The following is a 19,035-nucleotide window of genomic DNA, read 5'->3' as shown; positions in this document are numbered from 1 at the left end:
CAACGAACTTCGGCCGATCATTCCAGATGCTTCAGGAGACCGGCAAGTATTGGCCGCTGGCCTTTCAAGAGCTTTATGGCTGCGTCGGCTAGGGAAAACCACCCGGCGCGATCGACCTCCGGAAAGCTTTTTACCTGGCCGGACCGTGGCGGCCATTCCATTTGAAATTCGGAACTCTGTATCACATTCACGTCCAGTACCGGATCAGCTTCGATCGACCACGCGACAACTATCTTTCCGCCAGGTTGCCGGTATTCACCCAACGGGGTGAACCTGCCATCGACCGCTACACCCAACTCTTCGGCAGTCTCCCTGATTGCCGCCGCGAGCTCATCTTCTCCAGGCTCGATCAACCCCTTCGGGATCGACCAGGCAGCCTCGTCTTTCCTAGCCCAGAAAGGACCGCCCGGATGGACGAGAAGCACTTCGATGTCGCTGGAAAGGCGCCGATATATCAGAAGTCCGGCGCTGCGGATGACCATCGCATTGTGCCCTTCTTGCGTCGATCACGCGGCCAGGCATTCCTCACAGATGCCGCAGCCGTCATCGTCCATCCACCGACGCCGGCGCTTGCAGCAAAGGCAAGCACGACTGTCGGGGTGCTCTTTTGTGTCGTCCGGTGGAATGATCTCGATCGTCGTGTCGATTAGAGTGTCGGCCACAAGTTCCGCCATCTCGCTTCTCCATTAGTCTATCCTAAATAAGATAGGAGCGGCGGTCGATACCGGCAAGCTCTCGACGCCGGTCAGAGCGGCAAATGGCATGCCGAACCACATTCGGCGATCTCAACATCCAACGCTGGGCCTTCTTGCGACAAGTGTTATAGTTAAATTTCGGTCGTCCCCTAGACGATACGACAAAGGAATTATTCCATGGGAGACCAGAAACGCCCGCTGCAACCAGGAGAAACCGCCCCCGCATTCGCACTACCCACGGCCAACTTCGAGGGAACGGTCTCTTTCGCCGACTTGAGCGGACGCCCGTTCGTGATCGGGTTCTTTCGCGGGCTGCACTGCCCGTTCTGCCGGCGCCAGTTAGAACAGCTTGCCGGCGTACAGCCGACCCTGCGCGCCGCCGGGGTGGAGACCGTGGCTGTTATCAACACGCCGGTCGAACGTGCCCGCCTGTATTTCCGCCACCGGCCGACGCCGATAACGCTTCTGTGTGACCCGGACTGCCGCACGCATCAGGCTTACGGTGTGCCGCATGGCGAGTTCCTGCCCGAACGGAGCTGCGAGCAGCCCGAATGGCCCTATGGTGCAACGATGGCGCAGTTTCAGGCGGCACGTATCAACCCCACTGGCGAGCTGCCGGAACCGCTGCACCCCATGGAAGCCAACACGGTCCTCAACGCCAAGGACGGCTTCGAGCTTGACGAAGCCGATAATACGATCTTCGCCAACCATGCTACCCAGCTCGTCGGGCACTTCCTGGTCAATGCGAACGGCACCATCGGCTGGGCACAAATCGAGGCGCTCGACGGACCGAACAGCCTCTCCATCTTCCCGACCGCGGCGGAGATCATCGCCGTCGCAGGCAGCCTTGGACGCTGACCTGCAGCAAACTGTCCGCCAGCGTTGGCGAACTCGTCTCCGACCTGTCATCAGCTTGAACTCTACGTCACGTCCCGCCAGTCCGGAAAAATCGTCAGGTTAGACGGACCTCAACCGTTTCTCGGTTTTTGCGTCGAACAGATGCAGTTTGCTGAGATCCGGGGTAATGACGATCTTGTCGCCGGCGCGGAGATCAAGGCGCTCTCTTACCGTCGCAACGAGGTGATCCGCACCAAACTTCGCGGTTACCTGGATCTCGGCACCGGTGGGCTCGACGAGGACGACCTCAGCGGCAACAGGACCTTGTCCGATTGTAAGATGCTCAGGGCGAATGCCGTAAATGAGCCGTGCGCCGCGGTCCAATGACGCTGCTTCGGGCAGCGGTAATCTATCTCCGCCGTCCGTGATCAACTCCAGCGGTCCCGACGTGCTGATCTGCCCTCGAATAAGGTTCATCGCCGGCGAACCGATGAAGCCCGCCACGAAAAGGTTTGCCGGCCGGTCGTAGAGATCGAGCGGCGAGCCTATCTGCTCGACGAAGCCATCCCGCATCACAACAATCCGATCGGCCATCGTCATGGCCTCGATCTGATCGTGGGTGACGTAAATGGTCGTTGTCTTCAGTCGCTGATGCAGTTGCTTGATTTCCGAACGCATCTGGACACGCAGCTTCGCGTCCAGGTTCGACAATGGTTCGTCAAACAGGAAGACCTGCGGATTTCTGACGATGGCACGGCCCATCGCCACGCGTTGCCGTTGGCCACCCGACAGATTTCTCGGATATCTGTCGAGCAGATGCTCGAGCCCCAGAATTTCAGCGGCCTCACGAACACGCTGCTTGGTCTGTGCTTTGGGTGCTTTCGCCAGCTTCAGCGAAAAACCCATATTCGCCTCGACGGTCAGATGGGGGTAGAGCGCATAGGACTGGAAAACCATCGCGATATCGCGTTCTTTTGGCGCGACATTGTTCACGACCTTGCTGCCGATCGATATCCGGCCAGCTGAAATCTCTTCGAGGCCGGCGATCATCCGCAACAATGTCGACTTCCCGCAGCCGGACGGACCGACCAGGATCACGAATTCGCCGTCTTGGATATCAATATCCACCCCATGCAGAACCTCGAAGTGACCGTAGCTCTTGCGGGCATTCGCCACACTTACTGACGCCATAACTTTCTCCGGCTGAATGTTGATATCTTCGGGATGCAGCCGCTCGTCTGACACGGCTGTCGATTGCTCATCGGTTTGCCGTGGCGCCTGAATAAGGTGCCAATGCCGTGTCGATCGCAGCAAGGCAGAGCTCGCGGGCCTTCGGAGCGACCCGCTTTGACACCACGTCAGAATAGAGTCGGCCGAGATATTGGCTGATCAGAGTTTCGGGAATTTCATCGGGAAGCCGGCGGAACAATTCGCCGACCGCGGCGGATGCGCGAGGATCCGGCCAGTAATAGCGAATTCGATCACTATAGCTGAAATGCCGTTGCAGTCGCTCCTCATCCGGACTGCCGCCATAGTGGGCCGCCCAGCTTGCCGGTTGCTCGACCATGATCTTTTCCATGGTCGTCACCAGTCCGGTTCGCGGTGTCCTGCCTGCAAGCACATCAGCGATCGCATCGAGACCGTACAGCGCTTCGCGCAGCGCGAAAGTCAGTCCTGGTCCGACCTTGAGGATTGCAAAGCCGTCGTCAACGAGAGCAGACAAGGCTTCGGCCGGTTGGTAGTCGGTAGAATGTGCTTCGAAAACCAAACCCGGCATGTCGTCCAGCGAACGAATAAGGCTCTTGGCCCGTTCAGGCTTGTAAAGCGCCACGTCCGTGTTGCCAAATTCCACACCCGGCTGAACCACGATTCCAATGACCCGCTCCATCGCCGACGCCAAACCTGCTTTGGCAAACGACGCCCGGTGAACCGCCAGGGTTTTCATCGCCGCATCGGCCCGGGTGATTTCGATTTCTTCGAGTGCGTGCGTTGCGCCACCCGGAGGCGGCACCTCGGTTCCGATGATATAGACCGGCGGACGACGGCCTGAACGAAGAGCGGCCTCTTCCGCGGCCTTTGCCAATCGAGCGGCCCGCGACGCGGTCAATTCGTCATCGAGCGCCATTGGTTCACCGGCACAGCCCATCGACGTGTCCAGGTGAATCTTTTCGAACCCTGCCTCGACATAGGCCGTCACCATAGCCATGGCGCGCAGCATTGCCTCCTCGGCCGCCAACGTCCTCCATGGGTTGGGGCCGAGGTGATCGCCTCCCAGGATGATGCGTTCGGCTGGAAAACCAGTCGCTGCGGCGACGTCCTCGATAAACCGGCGAAAGTCGACCGGCGTCATCGCGGTATAGCCGCCCTCCTGATTGACCTGATTGCAGGTGGCTTCGATGAAAACCGCCCGGTGCTCCATGCCGGCACGCAGAAGGGCTGCCTCAATGACCAGCGGATGAGCCGAGCAGACCGAAGTGACGCCATGGGGAAAAGGCAGGTTTCGGGCACCGAAAAGCTTTCGCAGCGCGATCTGCCGGTTCTCTTCGATCCTCGTCATGCGAGCGTCACAACCTTCGTCAGGTGACGGGGAGAGACCGTATCGATTTGCCGAGCCTGCGCGGCCCGTTCGCCGAGGACCTGCAGCGCCGGAAGGACAACGAGACCCGCAAGCGACAGATCGACATCGACGGCGAGTTCGAGATCGCCTGGACCACCTACACCGATGACGACCGCGCCTTTTTCTCTCAGTTCTCCCACCAGTTTCGTCTCCGCTTCCCTCTGGTCGGAGCTGTACAGCATGACCGCAACCGTCTTCCCGTCAACGAGGCTGATCGGCCCATGCCGGTATTCCAGCGGGTGGAAGGCCTGGGTCATGATCTGGCTCATTTCCATGAGCTTCAGCGCTCCCTCCAGGGCAACGCCGAAGAGCGGCCCGCCACCGAGGAAGACGAAGTGCGACCGGTCCGCGATAATTCCAGGAAGCGCGGCATCAAGAGCGCTCGCGAGCTTGCGGGCCGAATTCACGACCGAGGCAGGAACCTTCTGCCCGATCATCTGCAAACCGAGAAGGACCATGAGGCTCGCCGATACCGTCATGACGATACCTTCGTCCGGATGGGTTTCGGCAGCGATCATCCGATCGCAATTTTTCGCGAGAGAGCTTTCCGGTTCGACGGTTATCGCCGTCACGAAAGCGCCGGCGGCCCGGCTTGCCTTTGCCGCGGCAACTGTCTCCGTCGTCTCGCCGCTGCGGGAAAGCGCGACGACGTGCGTGTTACGCCACTCCGGCCAGAAGGCCGACGGCCGGTTTTGCCATTCGGCACCGGGAACCGCGATTGCCTTGCGACCGGCCATATTCGAATAGGATGCTAGCGCAAGCGCCAGATTGAAGGAGGTGCCGCAGCCGACGAAGACGAGCAGCTCCGCGCTATCGATAGCTGAATTCGAGCCGATCGCCTTCTCCCAGTAGGGAAATTGCTCGAAAATGACTTTTTCGGTCGTGTTCATGAAGTCTCCGATTATTTGACTGAACCAGCCAACAGGCCGCTGACGAGGTAACGGTTGAGGAAAATGACGACGAGAGCGGGGATGACGATGGCGATCGAGCCGCTCGCGGTGATGAGCCCGTAGTCGATGAAGTTCTTCGTTACGAATTCCGGGATCAGAACCGTTAGGGGCTTCGTCGCCTGCGGCGAAAAAATGAGCGGCACGAGATACTGTCCCCAGGCGCCAAGGAAGGTGAGGATCGCCGCTGCCGTCAGACCGGGTCCGGCCAGCGGCAGGACGATATTGAAGAAGATGTAGAGCCGGCCCGCTCCGTCGAGTTGCGCTGCCTCTTCCAGTGCGATCGGAAGAGCTTCGAACACACTCCGCAGCAGCCATAGCGACAGAGGCAGGAAGGCCGAGACATAGATCAGCGAGACGCCCACATAGGTGTCGACGAGATGCAGCTTGATCATGATCTGATAGAGCGGGATCAAGACTGCGTAGGCAGGAATGGCCAGGGTCGCGACAACGGCGATAAAAAGCACTTTCCGGCCAGGGAATTGAAGCCTGGTGAACGCGTAAGCTCCAAGAGACGATATCGCGACGCAAAGCAGCGTGGCAGCGATCGATGTCACCACGCTGTTGAGCAACGCGGCCCGGAACTGTTTGAACACCTCCACACCTCCGATCCGCGCAATATTGATGCCAAGCAGCCGCGAGTAGTGGTCCAGCGTAAAGTGCTGCGGGAAGAAGTTGATCGGTCGGGTCGAGAAGTCGTCGCTTGGAGTAACCGAACTCGCGATGGTCCAGTAGATCGGCCCTAAAGACCAGATCAACAGGACGACGACACCGGCCCAAATCATCATTCGATAGGCAATAGTGGATTTCATCAGTCGAACCGTGTGTTGCGGTAGACACGAAGGACGTAGACCAGCGAAATCAGCAAAGACACGAGAGTGATCACGACCGACAGCGCCATGCCATACGAGAAGCGGAGATTCTGGAAAGTTTCGAGGTAGATCTGGACGAGCACCGGTCGGGTCTCGAGGCTGGCACCCGCCAGAACCCAGGCCTCGTCGAAAAGATTGAAAGCATTCACGGTTGCGTTGGTCATGGCGACAGCGATCGCACTGCGAACCAGCGGAAGGGTTACCAATGTGAACATCTGAACGCGCGTGGCTCCATCGATCCGCGCAGCCTCATAGAGATGGGCAGGGATACTCTGCATCGCGGCAAGGACGATGACGATCGTCAAAGGCATCATGCGCCAGACGTGGACGATTGTTACGGCGACGATGGCGCTGGTGCGATCGTTGAACCAGACGTGATTTTCGAAGGGCAGCCCGAGCGCCGAAAGAATGCCGTTCAACAGACCCGCGCCAGGTTGATAAATCCAAAGCCAAATGACCGAGTTCACAACGCCGGGCAGCGCCCAGGGCAAGATCACTGCTGCGAGGACCCACTGCCGCCCGACCTTGATCTGATTGATGAGAGCGGCGGCAAGAACGCCGAACACGGTTTCGGCGACGACGGCCAGAACAACATACATGAGCGTGTTGCTCCAGGTCGTCGCGAGCTGGCCATCCGATAGCATTCGGCTGTAGTTCTCCAGACCGACGAATGGAGTGCCGGCCTGCATGGGGTTGACCCTGTGCAGGCTGTCCCAGACGGTTCTTCCCATCGGGTAGAAGACCAAAGCTGCCATCGTGATAACGATGGGCGACACCAACAGCAAGCCGAGCGTAGCGTCGGCGTTGAAGCCGACCCCACGCTTGCTCCTGGCCCCTTCGGACACCAAAGCAGTCATTGCGCCATTGCCTGCTTGGCGGCGGCAGCGATAGCCTCCATCGCCTGGTCGACGCTCATCTGTCCCTTGGCAGCGCTATTGATTGCTGTGTTTACGCCGCTGGAAAATTGCGGATACCAAGGCGGCGTGCCTTGCGGGAACAGCGGCTCAACGGTTTTGGACTGCGCCACCAGAGCGTCGCCGCTGTTCAGCTTTCCGGACTCGTTGAGTTCGGAAAGCGCCGACGTGCGTGTCGGCAGGAAGCCGTTCACGGCATTCTTCTTCTGGAAGTCCTTGCTGGTGAACCATTTGACGAAAGCGATCGCCGCCTCCTTGTTGGGAGAGACATTTGGAATAGCCAGCGCTTCCGGAAGGCCGAAGCTGCGCGTTTCACCGCTCGCCGTCGGCACAAGGATCGCTTCTACCTGGCCGGCGACTTTCGACTGCTTGGGGTCGTTCATCTGGCCGAGACGACCGGGCTCTCCGGAGATCATGATGCTGGTGATGCCCTGCCCGAACATGCTCTCATTGATCTGGCTGTCTTTCAGGCCGGTAGACGCCGGATCGACCAGCCCTTCCTTGAGGAGCATCAGCTCGAAAGCAAGCGCCTTGTAACCAGCCGAATCCGGCGAGGTGAACAGCGGATTGAAGTCCTTGTCGAAGAGTTCGCCACCAAACGCCTTGGTCAGCAAATACCAGCTCGTTGACGCGCCTTCGGTTGCCGAAACCGGCAGGCCGATCGGATACTCGACAATGCCCTTTTCCTTGATTTTCTTGGCGGCAGCGACCAGGCCGTCCAATGTTTTCGGCATCTCGGTGATGCCTGCATCCGCGAAATGCTTCTTGTTGACGAGCATCACCCGGAAGTCGTTGGTGTAGGGAATTCCCAATAACTTGCCGTCGACCGTGAAGATCTTGGCAACGCCGATATCTTTCACCGTGTCGGCGTCGATGACGTCGTCAAGCGGCATATACCAGCCGGCCGCGCTGAACTGACCGGTCCAGGACCAATCGAACTCGGTCACGTCAGCTGGCGCTGTCCCGGCAACCAAGGCTGTCACCAGCTTCGGGCGGATGTCGTCCCAAGACAGGGTCTGCAGGTCGACGTGAATGCCGGTTTCGGCCTCGAAGTCAGAGGCGATGTTCGGTCCCTGCGGCGATGGCATGAGCACCGTGATCGACTGACCGGCAAGCGGCTTGGCGTCCTGGCCAAGAGCGGGTGCGGCGATTGCCAAGGCCGCTGATGCAAGTAGAGGCAAGATCAATTTATGCATGTTCCCATCCTTCATTATTCTTGAGCTCAATTCACTGGGATGCGCGGTCACCGCCTTCGGCCGTGGCCACGATTTGCCCGAACCAGCCATCGTCCAATGGCCAGTCGAGAAGCTGGGCGGCAGCCAGGAGCGCGCCGCCAATCGGGGGAAGTTTCGGCAAAGCCGGAGGCCTGCCAATTCGGCGTTCAAGCGCCTCCAAAAGCAGCCGGCTCGAAAAAGTGCCGCCAGCATAGGTCCAGTCGGCACCCGGATCGCAGTGGCCGGCAATTGCCTCATGATGCTTCGCCAGTTCATCGGCCGCTTGCTCGATCAACCCGATCGCCCCTTTGTCGCCGCCAAGTGCGATCTGATCGACGAGGGCCGAAATTGCTGCAATGTCCGCCCGTGGGTTCGCCAGGGAGCTGGCCCAATCGCCGAGCTCATTCATGGGATTGTTCGAGTCGATGCGAAGGTGGTCAAACAGGGCATTTGCGAGAGCCGTTGCCGGAGCACGCCCGTCCAAGCTTTGGCTGACGAGATTGAGCGCCTTCTGCCCGATCCAATGGCTGCTGCCCTCGTCACCGATGAGATCTCCCCAGCCGCCGGTGCGCGCCGACTGGCCTTTGGAATTACGCGCCCATGCCATTGAACCCGTGCCGGAAAGTATGAGGATACCCGGCTTGCTCGCAAAAGCGCCAAGGTGGGCGGCGTCGACATCGTTGAGGACGCGCCGGTGGACGTTTGGGAACGTGCGCTCGATCGCATCGCGCTGTAGAGCCGACAGGCGCTCAACCTCGCCGTAGGCGGGCAGTGCTGCTGCGACGGCCGCCAGATTTCCTTCATCGCGAAAGGGAAGGAGATGCTGCTCCAGCTCCTGGAGCCAATTCGGATTGTCCATGGGATTGACGCCATGGCCGCGGGAACGCCGCAATATTCGGCCACGCTTGTCCGCGAGGGCAACCAGCACCTTGCTTCCGCCACCGTCGATGCCGAGGATCAGCGCGTCGCTCACTCTTTCGCCCTCAGATCCGCGATCGTTGCGTCGACGCCGAAGTTGACAAGCTCGTCGCGCCAATGGCGCGAAAGCCCGGAATCGGTGATGACTTTCGCGTTGTCCAGCGGCGCGACCTTGTAGGTCGCCGTGGTTCCGAATTTCGAGGAATCGGCCAAGACGAAACGATTGGCCGACCGAGCCAGCATGCGCCGGTTGAGGCTCGCTTCCGCACTGTCCACGCTGTAGATCGCACCGTCGGCACTAATGGCGCTGGCGCCAAGAAAGAGCTGGTCGAACCATAATGTTTCCAGCATTGCCTCTGCCTGAGGTCCGACAAGCGATGCATTCTCGCTACGCAACTGACCACCGAGAAGCACCACCTCCAAATTCGGAATATTCAGGAATTCCTGCGCTACCGTCAGGCCGTTGGTGAATATCCTGAGCGGCATGGGGTTGATGCGAACGAGGCGCGCAAGCTGCAGGACGGTCGTTCCTGCGTCGAGAAAGATTGCCGTGCGCGGATGAAGCAGATCGTAGGCCGCGGTGGCAATCGCCCGCTTGGCCGATAGATGGCGTTTTTCCCGCTCCTGAAATGCAACCTCAACCGACGATCCTTCGGCAATGCGCGCTCCACCATGCACACGATCAATGGCCCCCTCCTGCTCAAGGATCTGCAAGTCTCTACGAACCGTGGCAAGCGATGCCCCGATCGCATCGGCAAGAGCCTGGATGGTCGAAAAGCCGTTCGCGTAGAGGTGGCTGCGAATGGCATCCAGCCGATCGACCTTCACTCCGACTGCTTGGCTCAACGAAAATCTCCCTCACGATCGATCCCAATTTCGATCACATTTTCATTTCAAATGATCAGTGTCAATCAATTTTATGACGTTTTTTGATTTATTGGATGATGGCTGGAATGAAAAAAGACGCGCCGTGAATTCACGGCGCGCCTGAAACGAATGAACTGCCATGCGCTTGTGGCTGGCTTATCCGCGGGATCTCACTGATATTTCGGCAGCAAATCGCCGTGCGCATCGATCAGGTCGTCGACAAGGTTCCAGATTTGGTCTGGAGACAATTCCGCAGACGTATGCGGATCGAGCAGAGCGGCTTGGTAGATGCGCTCGCGGTTTCTTGTAAGAGCCGCCTCGACCGTCAACTGCTGCACGGAAACGCTCAAGTTCATGACGGCGGAAAGCTGAGAGGGGATCCGACCGACCCGGACCGGCTGAATTCCGTTTCTATCGACATGGCAAGGCACTTCCACGATGCATTCATCGGGTAGATTCTCGATCAGGCCGTTGTTTGGGACATTGCCGTATATCAGCGCCGGGTTGCCAGTGACCGCGGCATGAATGATACCGGCGGCATATTCGTTGCTGCGGCACACCCCGATCGGCTTGTCGCCTTCCAGTTCCTTGCGCAGGGCATGCCACTCTTTGATCTGCACTTCGCAGCGCCGGATGTATTCGTCCAGCGGGATATTGAGCTGATCGATCAGATCCCCTCGTCCTTCCTTGATGTACCAGGAGGTATATTCGGAGAAATGCTCGCTGGATTCGGTGACGAAGTGGCCGAGCCGTTTGAGCACATCGAACCGCACCCGATCGTCCGGCGGAACGCGGCCATCGGCGGCGAGAGCGTTCAGTCTCGGATAAAGGTCTTCCCGTCGTCCGTCGCTGTGAACTTTCTCATATTTCAGGAAGAAGGCGATGTGATTGATCCCAGCCGAAACGTAATTCACGTCGGCAATGTCCTCGCCGAGGCATTGCGCGAGATGCGCGGCTGTGTGCTGCACACTATGACACAAGCCGACGGTGCGGATTTCCGGGGCCAGATCCTTGATTGCCCAGCAGTTGATGGCCATCGGGTTGACGTACTGCATCAGAAGAGCCCGCGGGCAAACCTCCTGCATGTCTCGGCAGATCGCCTCAAGGACTGGTATGGTCCGCAAACCGCGGAAAATGCCGCCGATGCCAAGAGTGTCGGCGATCGTCTGACGCAAGCCATATTTTTTTGGAATGTCGAAATCCGTGACGGTCGCCGGCTTGTAGCCGCCGACCTGCATCATGAGGATGACGAAATCAGACCCGCGCAGCGCTTCCCGCCGGTCGAGGGTGGCGTCGATCCTGACGCTTGAAAGCTTAAGCGACTCGCAGATCCGGCGAGCGACGATCTCTGACGTCTTCAGTCGCTCTGGATCGATATCGAAGAGGCTGATGACGTAGTTGCCGCCTCTCTGCGAGGACAGGACATCTCCCAGAATGTTCTGGGCAAAAACGGTGCTACCAGCGCCTACCAGGCAAATCTTCGGCATTGCAATCTCCCCATCGGTTGTGATTGCTTGTTGCTCCTTCTAGATCAGAATTTCTTCCTGGCATCGGGCCATTAATTCCGGGATTCGAGTCTTCTGCAAATGAAACATACCCAAAGGCGCGGCGAATGGATTGGATCCCGAGGGGAGTTCCTGATCGAGCGCCACATCGCTGATGCGATGGCCGCACCGCATTGGCACGACCACGTTGAATTAAACCTGCTCATGGAAGGCCGGATGACCTACCTTTTTAATGGAAGGCAGGAACAGGTGGAGGCCGGTCGCCTGGTTTTATTCTGGGCCGCAATTCCGCATCAGACGATCGCTGTTGCCGAAAACGCGCCACTCGTATGCCTCTATCTCCCCCTTATCGATTTCCTTGGTCTGCCGGTGGACAGAAAGGCCAGGCAGTCGATCATGCAGGGGAGGTTTCTGGCGCAAGCAAATCCGGAAACAATGGATGCGTTGACACTCCCACGTTGGGAAAAGGAATGGCAGAGCGGCAGTGCGGCAAGACGGAAACTGGTCGTGGAGGAAGTACGACTGCGAATACGACGTCTGATCCTGGACAATGCTGAAAGCGACAATTCGCCAACGTATGTCTCTCCGACATCGTTGGCCGGCCACGCGGTGCGACGCGTCGAGCTGCTGATCGATCTCATCAATTCCCGCTACGCAGATCCGACAAGCGTACCCGATCTCGCAAAGCTTGCGGGAATGCACCCAAGCACCGCCAACAGCGCTTTCCGAGAGGTTTTGGGAATATCGGTCAACGAATATCTGACCCGACATCGGATTGCCCGGGCGATGCAGCTTCTGACAGACACGGACGTTCCGGTCCTCCAGATCGGTTTTGACTGCGGGTTCGGTTCCAGCAGTCGCTTCTACGAAATTTTCAAGGAGCGAACGGGTACGACACCCCGTCATTTCCGAGAAGCGGTGAACTCCAAGAACACTCCGGCACCTTGATGGGACTCAAACCGATGAGGTCGTGATGGCTCTGGGTGCTCCCCTATTTCGGCTCACCACCTGAGCAGATGCGTGCGGCTTGCGCTTCGACCTCGCGCGGATCCAGCGTCGCCGTTTGGTCCCGGCGATAGATCTCGGCGGAAATAACCGCCAGGCATCGATCAAAATCGGAGGGACGGATGAGGATCGCGCCACCAACGATGATCGCGGAAAGCAAGATCGCCCCTGCCAGCAGAATATCACTTCTGACCATGGTCACCCAGTGCGACCGCCGTACGGCATTAGTGGAGCGTGCCGCTGATCACCATTTTTGACACGAATGCGGAAAGAAGCTGGCTATCGAAATGGCCCGGCGAATTCATCATCATGTTGATCGCCTCTGCTTGCGAGAAGGCGCGCTTATACGGCCTGATCGTGGTCAGCGCTTCGTAAACGTCGCAAATCGCCGCAAGCCGGGCGACGTAAGGGATCTTCTTTCCGGCGAGCCGGCCAGGATAGCCCGAGCCATCGAACTTTTCGTGGTGATAGCGACAAATGTCGAGCACCTGCTTTGGGACATGCGCGACATGAGAAACCAGCTCATACCCCCGCTGAGGATGCCCGCGCACAAGATCCATTTCCTCAGCCGTTAGTTTACCGGGTTTCGCCAAAATTTCGTCCGGAAGCGCCATTTTTCCAAGATCGTGAACCAGTCCACCCAGTCCCAATACCCGCACATCCTCTTCTCCATGACCGAGGCTGCGCCCTAGGGTGATCATCAACGCGCTTACCGCCAGCGAGTGGAGGAACGTCAGCTCATCTTTTTCCTTCAGCTTTGCGACTGCGATCAGCGCACCGGCGTTGTCGAAGGCTGCCGACATGATCCGCTCCACAGCTGCGCTTGCCGCATCACTGGCGAAAGAGGCTTTGATCCTGGCGTGGGCAAGCATTTGACGGATCTGCGGTCTTGTATCCTCGACGCATTCCCTCGCCTGCTTGATATCCTTTGCCGAAAACACGGCACGAAGCTGGGCGTCAAACGCAGTCCGGTCGATGTCCTGCGGCCCGCCCGGATCGACATCCGCGCCTTTTCCGACGTCGATAACGACCGTCATCAGACGGCTTGCCATCAAACTATCGACCTGACCGGCGGCCGAGATCAGGAACGGCTTGAACCGACGTGTCCTGTCTTCTCCCTCAATTTCGACGTCCTCGACATACATTCCGACCCGCAATTGGCTGACATGTATCCGTTTTCGCATCTCTGATCCGTTCAAAATGATCTTGGTACTCAAGCGTAGTCTCAGGTATCCGGGGCTGGCCCGAGCGCGAAAACCTCGCTCAGGCTATAGGGCTCCGGCACGGGTCTTGTCTTGGTTGAGCCGTTGTCCATGCTGCTCTAAAATGGCCGCGGCAACCGTTCGATCGACTGCTTTCGAAAACAGATAGCCCTGTCCGAGCTTGCAGCCGAGCTGGCTCAATTGAACAGCTTGGGGTTCTGTTTCAATCCCTTCTGCGACGACCCGGATTCCCAGCTTGTCAGCTATTCCGATCAGGCCCTCGACGATGAAAGTCCCTGCGTCGCCCGGCACCATGCGGTCGATGAAGGACTTGTCGATCTTGATGATGTCGACCGGCACCGTCAGCAGGTGGGTCAAAGACGCGTAGCCCGTGCCGAAGTCGTCGAGGGCAACCCGCAAGCCCTTGGACCGAAGAGCCTTTATCTCGTCCGCTACGACATAGTCCCGTTGCCCGAGATAAACCGATTCCGTCACCTCGAGGATGATGTGCTCGAGAGGAACCTCTGCTTCCCCGAAAATACGGCACAGCCTGTCTTGCAGATTACCGCCGCGAAAATCTGCGGCGGACAGATTGATGCCGACATGTTGGAGAGGAAGGCCCCGGGCGAGCCAGCTCCGGATGTCCCCTGCAACCCTGACCAACATGCGTTGAGTGAGCTCAGCAGCAATATGGGCGTCTTTCGTCGCCTCATGGAAATGCGCTGCGGCTATGATTTCGCCGGAAGGCGTGGTCATTCGACACAAGGCTTCGAAACCGACGATTTCCCGCGTATCGAGGCGCAAGATCGGCTGGTAATGCGCGTCGATCCGATCGTCTTCCAGGGCGACACCCACATCGCGAACCGCCCTGAAGCGTCGGGTCAGGGCAGTGCCCAGGCCGGGATAGTGTTGCACGTACCGACCACGGTTGTGTTCTTTCGCATGATAGAGCGCCACATCGGCGTTCTGGCGGATCTGGTCAGGGTTTGTTTCCGTCTCTGCCAACGCACCGCCAATCGTCGCGGCGGGAAAGACGACATGACCGTCGCACGTCGAAGGAGAGGACAACGCTTTGAAGATGTCTGTTGCCCTCGCATTCAGATCAAGGTCTTTGTCGTCCGACACAATGACAGCGAACTCATCTCCACCGAGCCTAAACGTGTTTTGGGAGCCTGCTGTCGTGGCGACCCGGTCTGCAACCACTTGAATCAATGCGTCGCCGGCTGCGTGCCCGAACGTGTCGTTCACGAGTTTCAAGTTGTCGATGTCCACCAGCAAGATGCCCCAGGCGCGCCGGGATCGAGGCAGCTCTTCGGCGAGAAGCTGGTTGAAACGAGCGCGATTCGACAGCCCTGTTAAAGCGTCGCTGTATGTCAGCCGCTGACGTTCCATCACCCGTTCTTCGCGATCGATGGCGATTGTGCAGAGATGGACACAAGCGTGGACGAGGTCCCGTTCGAGGGCCTTTGGACCGCGGTGGTCTCGATAGTAGAAGGCGAAGCTACCAATCACCCGCTCGCCACGCTTGATCGGGCTGGACCAGCAAGCCTTCAACCCCAGCGGAAGGACCAGGGACTTGAAATCCTGCCAACGCGGATCAGTCTCGATATCGGTGACAACGACCGCTTCTCCGAAATAGGCAGCAGCGCCACAGGAGCCCGCAAGAGGACCGGCTTCAAGATTGTCGACCGCCGCTGAATAGTGAGACGGAAGGGAGGGGCCAGCGAGTGTGTGAAGACGGCTCCCGTCGAACGTCAGCACCGAAGCGATGATCCCAGGAACGGCGGCCTCAACCTTGAGGCAAAGTTGCTCTATCGTAGTTGCCAGCGGTTCCCCTTTGGCAATCATTTCCAGAATGGCATTCTGCAACTCAAGGATCATGACGTCACTTCCCGGAAGGAGACCCTCCGTACCAAACCGACTTTCAAATCAGGTTACGCCGTTGATTAGATTTTGATCGAATAGACGCCGAATGATCAGTTCAGGACCTGTCGTGTCGAGCTTCGCGTGCGAAAGGTGTTCGCCACCATTCTGACCTCCTTCTCGAACGGAGTAAGATTGACCGATGTCACGGTCATTCTCTAAAGACGATTATGAAATACAATCCTCAGTCGTGCCCTTGAGGGCGCCGAGTCAGTGAGCACTGCATAATTTTCGAGAGTCAGAAATCAGCTTATCGGATATGGTTCGGAATGCGTTGCAATGTTTTGGCTATCGCCGCACAATGGAAATTGGCCTAAAAGATGATCGGTGGCGATAAATACGTTGGCTCCGTGGGAAAAGCATCGCTCGCGATCATCGCGCTGATGTTTCTGTCACTGACCACCCTCTTGTCGCTCTGGCTCATATCCAGTTACGAGACAGCTGTTCGCCGGGGCGATGAGCGTGTCAGCGCCGCTTCCAAAATCGTTGCAGCAAACGCGAATTGGTTGAATTCCCTTGCTCGGGAGACCCTGCATCGAATTGATGATGCTCTGGGGCCGAGTACATCTTTGCCCGGCCCGGACCGCGTGCGCGATCTCGACGCGGCCGTCTATGACCTTCCTCCTCAGGCGACTGCCTATATCATCGGGGCCGATGGAGAAACGCTCTATTCAAATGACCGCAATATCCGGCCGATCAACGTTACAGACCGCGACTACTTCGTTCGGCTGAGAAACGGTGCGGACGAATATACGTCCCCGCTGATCATCAGCCGCCTTTCCGAGCGGCAGATATTCGTCTTCAGCCGCAGGCTCGAACGAAATGGCGTGTTCGCCGGCGTCGCCGTGATTGCCTTCGACGCGAGCATCCTAAGGCCAATATGGGACGCAGTCGCGATCGGCGAGAACTCGATTGTCAGCCTCATAAGACGCGACGGGCAACTTATCGCCCGATACCCGGAACCCGCCGGACCAGTCGATATGCGAAACCACAAGCTGTTTACCGACTACATGAGGAAGGCGACATCAGGCACATATCGCTCCGTGTCGCCAGTCGACAATGAAGACCGCCTGGTCGGATACCGAATCCTCGAACGCACCCCTTTTGTGGCCATTGCTTCGGCAGATATCCATGTGATCATGCAGCCCTTTTGGGAGGATGCCAAAATCGCGGCTTTGCTGGTCGCTTTCGCCCTTGTCGGCGCATTGGCAGCTGCATTGTGGATTCAGAACCTCATCAAGGTGGACACATTGCACACAAGGCAGCTTGCCGATGCGTTGCGATCGAATGAAACGCTCATGCGCGAGATACACCATCGCGTGAAGAACAACCTGCAGACGGTGATGGCCCTGCTGCGCTTGCAGGGTTTTGAACCGGAGGCCGTTCAAAAATTAAATGAGCGGATCTCTGCGATGTCCGCAGTTCACGAGCAGATGTACGGCTTCGACCAGTTTAGCGGAATATCTGCTCGAGAATTCATTCCATCATTCGTCAGGACGCTCGTCGACGTCCATGGTCGCGCCGTTTCCGTTGACTTTGAAATCGACGACATCGTGATCGCAGCAGACAGGGCAACGCCGTTTGCCCTCCTGCTCAACGAGTTGATTGCCAACAGCATGAAATACGCGTTCGACGGCCGGGCATCCGGAAACATTCGCGTCATGCTGCGCATGACGGATGGAGAGGAATCCCAACTTACCGTCGCTGACGACGGGATTGGATTCGATGGCCGATCGGACAGCGCCGGGATGGGGACGCGGCTGATTAAAGCCTTCGTCAATCAACTGCATGGCGAGGCGAGATACAATCGCCTGGAAGGGACCCAGTTTACGGCAACGCTCAAGCTGACCGATTGAGCGAGAGCTCATTCGAAGCCACCTTGCTGCCCAAAGCAAGCCTTCGGTTATCCCCGCTGCATCGGGAACACTTTTCATCGAGCTGGGGCGACACATTTTCCAGGTGCCCTGCCGCTCGCGCGGGATTTCCTCGCGTCGGCTTTGCTGAGTTCAGATGTCACCGGGAGCAGAACATGACGAAAGTTCCAACCATAGCTCGTATCTGGCGTGGCCGCACGAAGCCGGAACTCGCTGATGAGTATGAAGCCTACAACAGCGCAGAGGGAATTCCTCCACTGCTAAAGACAGCACTCGACGTTCAACTGTTGCGCGAAGACCGTGAGGATGAGACCTGGTTCACGACAATTTCGTACTGGGCGGATATGGAATCGATGACCGCGTTTACGAAAGGCGATCCACGGCAGGTTCATCATCTGAAGCGAGACGCAGAACTACTTTGCGAACTTCCCGAGCGTATCCAGATCCACAAGATAGTGGTCCCGCCCAGGCTGCGCTGAAAATAGCCCGCCTCTTCGCATGTCTCTGCGAGCTCTCTGCTGGTGTTGGAAGATCATAGGCACGACGTCGGCACGACATCCGAAACGTTTTGGCTTGACTCCCAAAACGTTTTGGAGAATCTTTTTCTCACTTCGGGAGGAAGATCTTGGCTAATCTCAAACAACTCGCGCAATCGCTCGGACTGTCGATCACCACGGTGTCGCGTGCGCTCGACGGTTATGCCGATGTGTCGGCCGCCACGCGCGAACGGGTTCGTGAGGCCGCCGACAAGGTCGGCTACCGGCCGAATGCTTCGGCCCGTCGCCTCCGCAGGCAGCGCGCCGAGCTCGTTGCCGTCACGCTGCCGAGCGATCCCGGCCATATCGGTCCTCCGCATTTCCTCGATATGCTGTCCGGCTGTGCCGAACATCTTGCCGCTGCCGGCCTCAATCTGGTGATTGCGCCGGTGCCGCGTGGCGAGAGCGAACTCGACATCTGCCGCCGCTTCGTCGATGGCCGTCGCGTCGACGCCATGCTTCTCGTCCGCACCAAACGGAAGGACGAGCGCGTCGAATTTCTGCAGTCGCGCGGCATTCCCTTCGTCACCAACGGCCGCACGGAAAGCCTGCTGCCCCATCCCTATATCGACGGCGACGGTTTTGCCGGCTTCCGGGCCGCGACGCTGCGCTTCCATGCTGCCGGCCACCGCCGTATCGGCCACATCGCCGGCCCGCAGGAATATTACTTCGCACATGACCGCTGCCGTGGCTGGCGGGCGGCGATGGAGGAATGCGGCCTTGCCACCGACCTCTGCGCCGAAGGCGCGCCGTTGGAACAGGGCGGTTATCTCGCCGCACTCGAACTTCTGCGCCAACCCTCGCGTCCGACCGCACTCGTCTGCGCCACCGACGAAATGGCGATCGGAGCGCTCCGGGCGCTGCGCGAGGTCGATGGCGGCAACCAGATCAGCATTGTCGGCCATGACGACCTGGCGATGGGCGCGTTCACAAGCCCGCCGCTGTCCACCATGCGCATGACCGGCGAAAACCTCGGCGCGAGCTTCGCCTCGCTGCTGCTGCGCGCCATTGCAGGCGAACCTGCCGAAGAACTCCAGGAGCTTCACGCGATCGAATTCGTCGATCGCGACAGCCATCGCCGTCCCGCCAAGGCGGCATAGACAGCCGTG

General features: G+C 58.5%; 19 protein-coding genes. 5 read left to right on the top strand and 14 right to left on the bottom strand.

Annotation, left to right across the window (positions count from 1 at the left end; genetic code table 11):
• Positions 1 to 17: 17 nt before the first annotated feature.
• Both J3P73_RS26260 and J3P73_RS26255 read right to left on the bottom strand, forming a co-directional pair.
• On the bottom strand, positions 18 to 482 hold the full coding sequence (locus tag J3P73_RS26260) for an NUDIX hydrolase (RefSeq protein ID WP_027688013.1): 465 nt from the start codon (positions 480 to 482) through the stop codon (positions 18 to 20).
• Between the two features lie 24 nt (positions 483 to 506).
• On the bottom strand, positions 507 to 674 hold the full coding sequence (locus tag J3P73_RS26255; RefSeq protein ID WP_165418050.1) for a hypothetical protein: 168 nt from the start codon (positions 672 to 674) through the stop codon (positions 507 to 509).
• A 198-nt stretch (positions 675 to 872) separates the two neighbouring features.
• Here J3P73_RS26255 and J3P73_RS26250 point away from each other — a divergent pair, with 198 nt between their 5' ends.
• Entirely contained in the window at positions 873 to 1,553 is a 681-nt protein-coding gene (locus J3P73_RS26250; protein WP_130687354.1) for a redoxin domain-containing protein, read from the top strand.
• A gap of 99 nt (positions 1,554 to 1,652) precedes the next feature.
• Here J3P73_RS26250 and J3P73_RS26245 read toward each other — a convergent pair whose 3' ends face one another.
• From J3P73_RS26245 to melA, 9 genes are all read right to left on the bottom strand, one after another.
• Entirely contained in the window at positions 1,653 to 2,723 is a 1,071-nt protein-coding gene (locus J3P73_RS26245; protein WP_027688015.1) for an ABC transporter ATP-binding protein, read from the bottom strand.
• A 67-nt stretch (positions 2,724 to 2,790) separates the two neighbouring features.
• Positions 2,791 to 4,089 carry a D-tagatose-bisphosphate aldolase, class II, non-catalytic subunit gene (locus tag J3P73_RS26240; RefSeq protein ID WP_130687355.1) on the bottom strand — a complete coding sequence of 433 codons (1,299 nt, stop codon included), beginning with the start codon at positions 4,087 to 4,089 and terminating at the stop codon, positions 2,791 to 2,793.
• Complete coding sequence (locus J3P73_RS26235) at positions 4,086 to 5,039, bottom strand: SIS domain-containing protein (protein ID WP_027688017.1); 954 nt, start codon at positions 5,037 to 5,039, stop codon at positions 4,086 to 4,088. The genes J3P73_RS26240 and J3P73_RS26235 overlap by 4 nt, the downstream gene beginning before the upstream one ends.
• 11 nt (positions 5,040 to 5,050) lie before the next feature.
• Entirely contained in the window at positions 5,051 to 5,884 is an 834-nt protein-coding gene (locus J3P73_RS26230) for a carbohydrate ABC transporter permease (protein WP_024321462.1), read from the bottom strand.
• A gap of 23 nt (positions 5,885 to 5,907) precedes the next feature.
• Entirely contained in the window at positions 5,908 to 6,825 is a 918-nt protein-coding gene (locus J3P73_RS26225) for a carbohydrate ABC transporter permease (protein ID WP_018493585.1), read from the bottom strand.
• Positions 6,822 to 8,078, bottom strand: coding sequence for an ABC transporter substrate-binding protein (locus J3P73_RS26220; RefSeq protein WP_130676365.1), 1,257 nt, complete (start codon positions 8,076 to 8,078; stop codon positions 6,822 to 6,824). Before J3P73_RS26220 ends, J3P73_RS26225 begins: the two co-directional genes overlap by 4 nt.
• Before the next feature lie 31 nt (positions 8,079 to 8,109).
• Positions 8,110 to 9,069: an N-acetylglucosamine kinase gene (locus tag J3P73_RS26215; RefSeq protein ID WP_130687356.1), complete on the bottom strand. Its 960-nt coding sequence runs from the start codon at positions 9,067 to 9,069 to the stop codon at positions 8,110 to 8,112.
• Positions 9,066 to 9,860 carry a DeoR/GlpR family DNA-binding transcription regulator gene (locus tag J3P73_RS26210; protein WP_024321466.1) on the bottom strand — a complete coding sequence of 265 codons (795 nt, stop codon included), beginning with the start codon at positions 9,858 to 9,860 and terminating at the stop codon, positions 9,066 to 9,068. Before J3P73_RS26210 ends, J3P73_RS26215 begins: the two co-directional genes overlap by 4 nt.
• A 191-nt stretch (positions 9,861 to 10,051) precedes the next feature.
• Positions 10,052 to 11,368 (bottom strand): alpha-glucosidase/alpha-galactosidase, encoded by a 1,317-nt coding sequence (gene melA / locus J3P73_RS26205; RefSeq protein WP_207580035.1) that lies wholly within the window; start codon positions 11,366 to 11,368, stop codon positions 10,052 to 10,054.
• A 99-nt stretch (positions 11,369 to 11,467) separates the two neighbouring features.
• Here melA and J3P73_RS26200 point away from each other — a divergent pair, with 99 nt between their 5' ends.
• Complete coding sequence (locus J3P73_RS26200; protein ID WP_130687358.1) at positions 11,468 to 12,334, top strand: helix-turn-helix domain-containing protein; 867 nt, start codon at positions 11,468 to 11,470, stop codon at positions 12,332 to 12,334.
• Positions 12,335 to 12,377: 43 nt separating this feature from the next.
• On the opposite strand, the gene J3P73_RS26195 is transcribed toward J3P73_RS26200, so the two are convergent.
• The 3 genes from J3P73_RS26195 to J3P73_RS26185 form a co-directional block, all read right to left on the bottom strand.
• A complete protein-coding gene (locus J3P73_RS26195; protein WP_130656971.1) occupies positions 12,378 to 12,587 on the bottom strand; it encodes a hypothetical protein in 210 nt (69 codons plus the stop codon).
• 28 nt (positions 12,588 to 12,615) lie between these two features.
• Positions 12,616 to 13,575: an HD-GYP domain-containing protein gene (locus tag J3P73_RS26190; RefSeq protein WP_171481059.1), complete on the bottom strand. Its 960-nt coding sequence runs from the start codon at positions 13,573 to 13,575 to the stop codon at positions 12,616 to 12,618.
• A gap of 84 nt (positions 13,576 to 13,659) precedes the next feature.
• Positions 13,660 to 15,474 (bottom strand): putative bifunctional diguanylate cyclase/phosphodiesterase, encoded by a 1,815-nt coding sequence (locus tag J3P73_RS26185; protein ID WP_130687359.1) that lies wholly within the window; start codon positions 15,472 to 15,474, stop codon positions 13,660 to 13,662.
• A gap of 362 nt (positions 15,475 to 15,836) precedes the next feature.
• Here J3P73_RS26185 and J3P73_RS26180 point away from each other — a divergent pair, with 362 nt between their 5' ends.
• The 3 genes from J3P73_RS26180 to J3P73_RS26170 all read left to right on the top strand — a co-directional run bounded on the left by J3P73_RS26180 (position 15,837) and on the right by J3P73_RS26170 (position 19,026).
• Complete coding sequence (locus J3P73_RS26180; RefSeq protein ID WP_130687360.1) at positions 15,837 to 17,372, top strand: sensor histidine kinase; 1,536 nt, start codon at positions 15,837 to 15,839, stop codon at positions 17,370 to 17,372.
• A gap of 173 nt (positions 17,373 to 17,545) precedes the next feature.
• On the top strand, positions 17,546 to 17,869 hold the full coding sequence (locus tag J3P73_RS26175; RefSeq protein WP_024321472.1) for an antibiotic biosynthesis monooxygenase family protein: 324 nt from the start codon (positions 17,546 to 17,548) through the stop codon (positions 17,867 to 17,869).
• A gap of 146 nt (positions 17,870 to 18,015) precedes the next feature.
• Positions 18,016 to 19,026, top strand: coding sequence for a LacI family DNA-binding transcriptional regulator (locus J3P73_RS26170; RefSeq protein ID WP_018493574.1), 1,011 nt, complete (start codon positions 18,016 to 18,018; stop codon positions 19,024 to 19,026).
• The last annotated feature ends 9 nt before the right edge of the window (positions 19,027 to 19,035 follow it).

Origin of the sequence: Rhizobium ruizarguesonis (assembly GCF_017357285.1) — a bacterium.
GTDB lineage: Bacteria > Pseudomonadota > Alphaproteobacteria > Rhizobiales > Rhizobiaceae > Rhizobium > Rhizobium ruizarguesonis.
The sequence above is the reverse complement of the archived record's forward strand: the minus strand, read 5'-3'. Positions and strand labels throughout refer to the sequence as shown.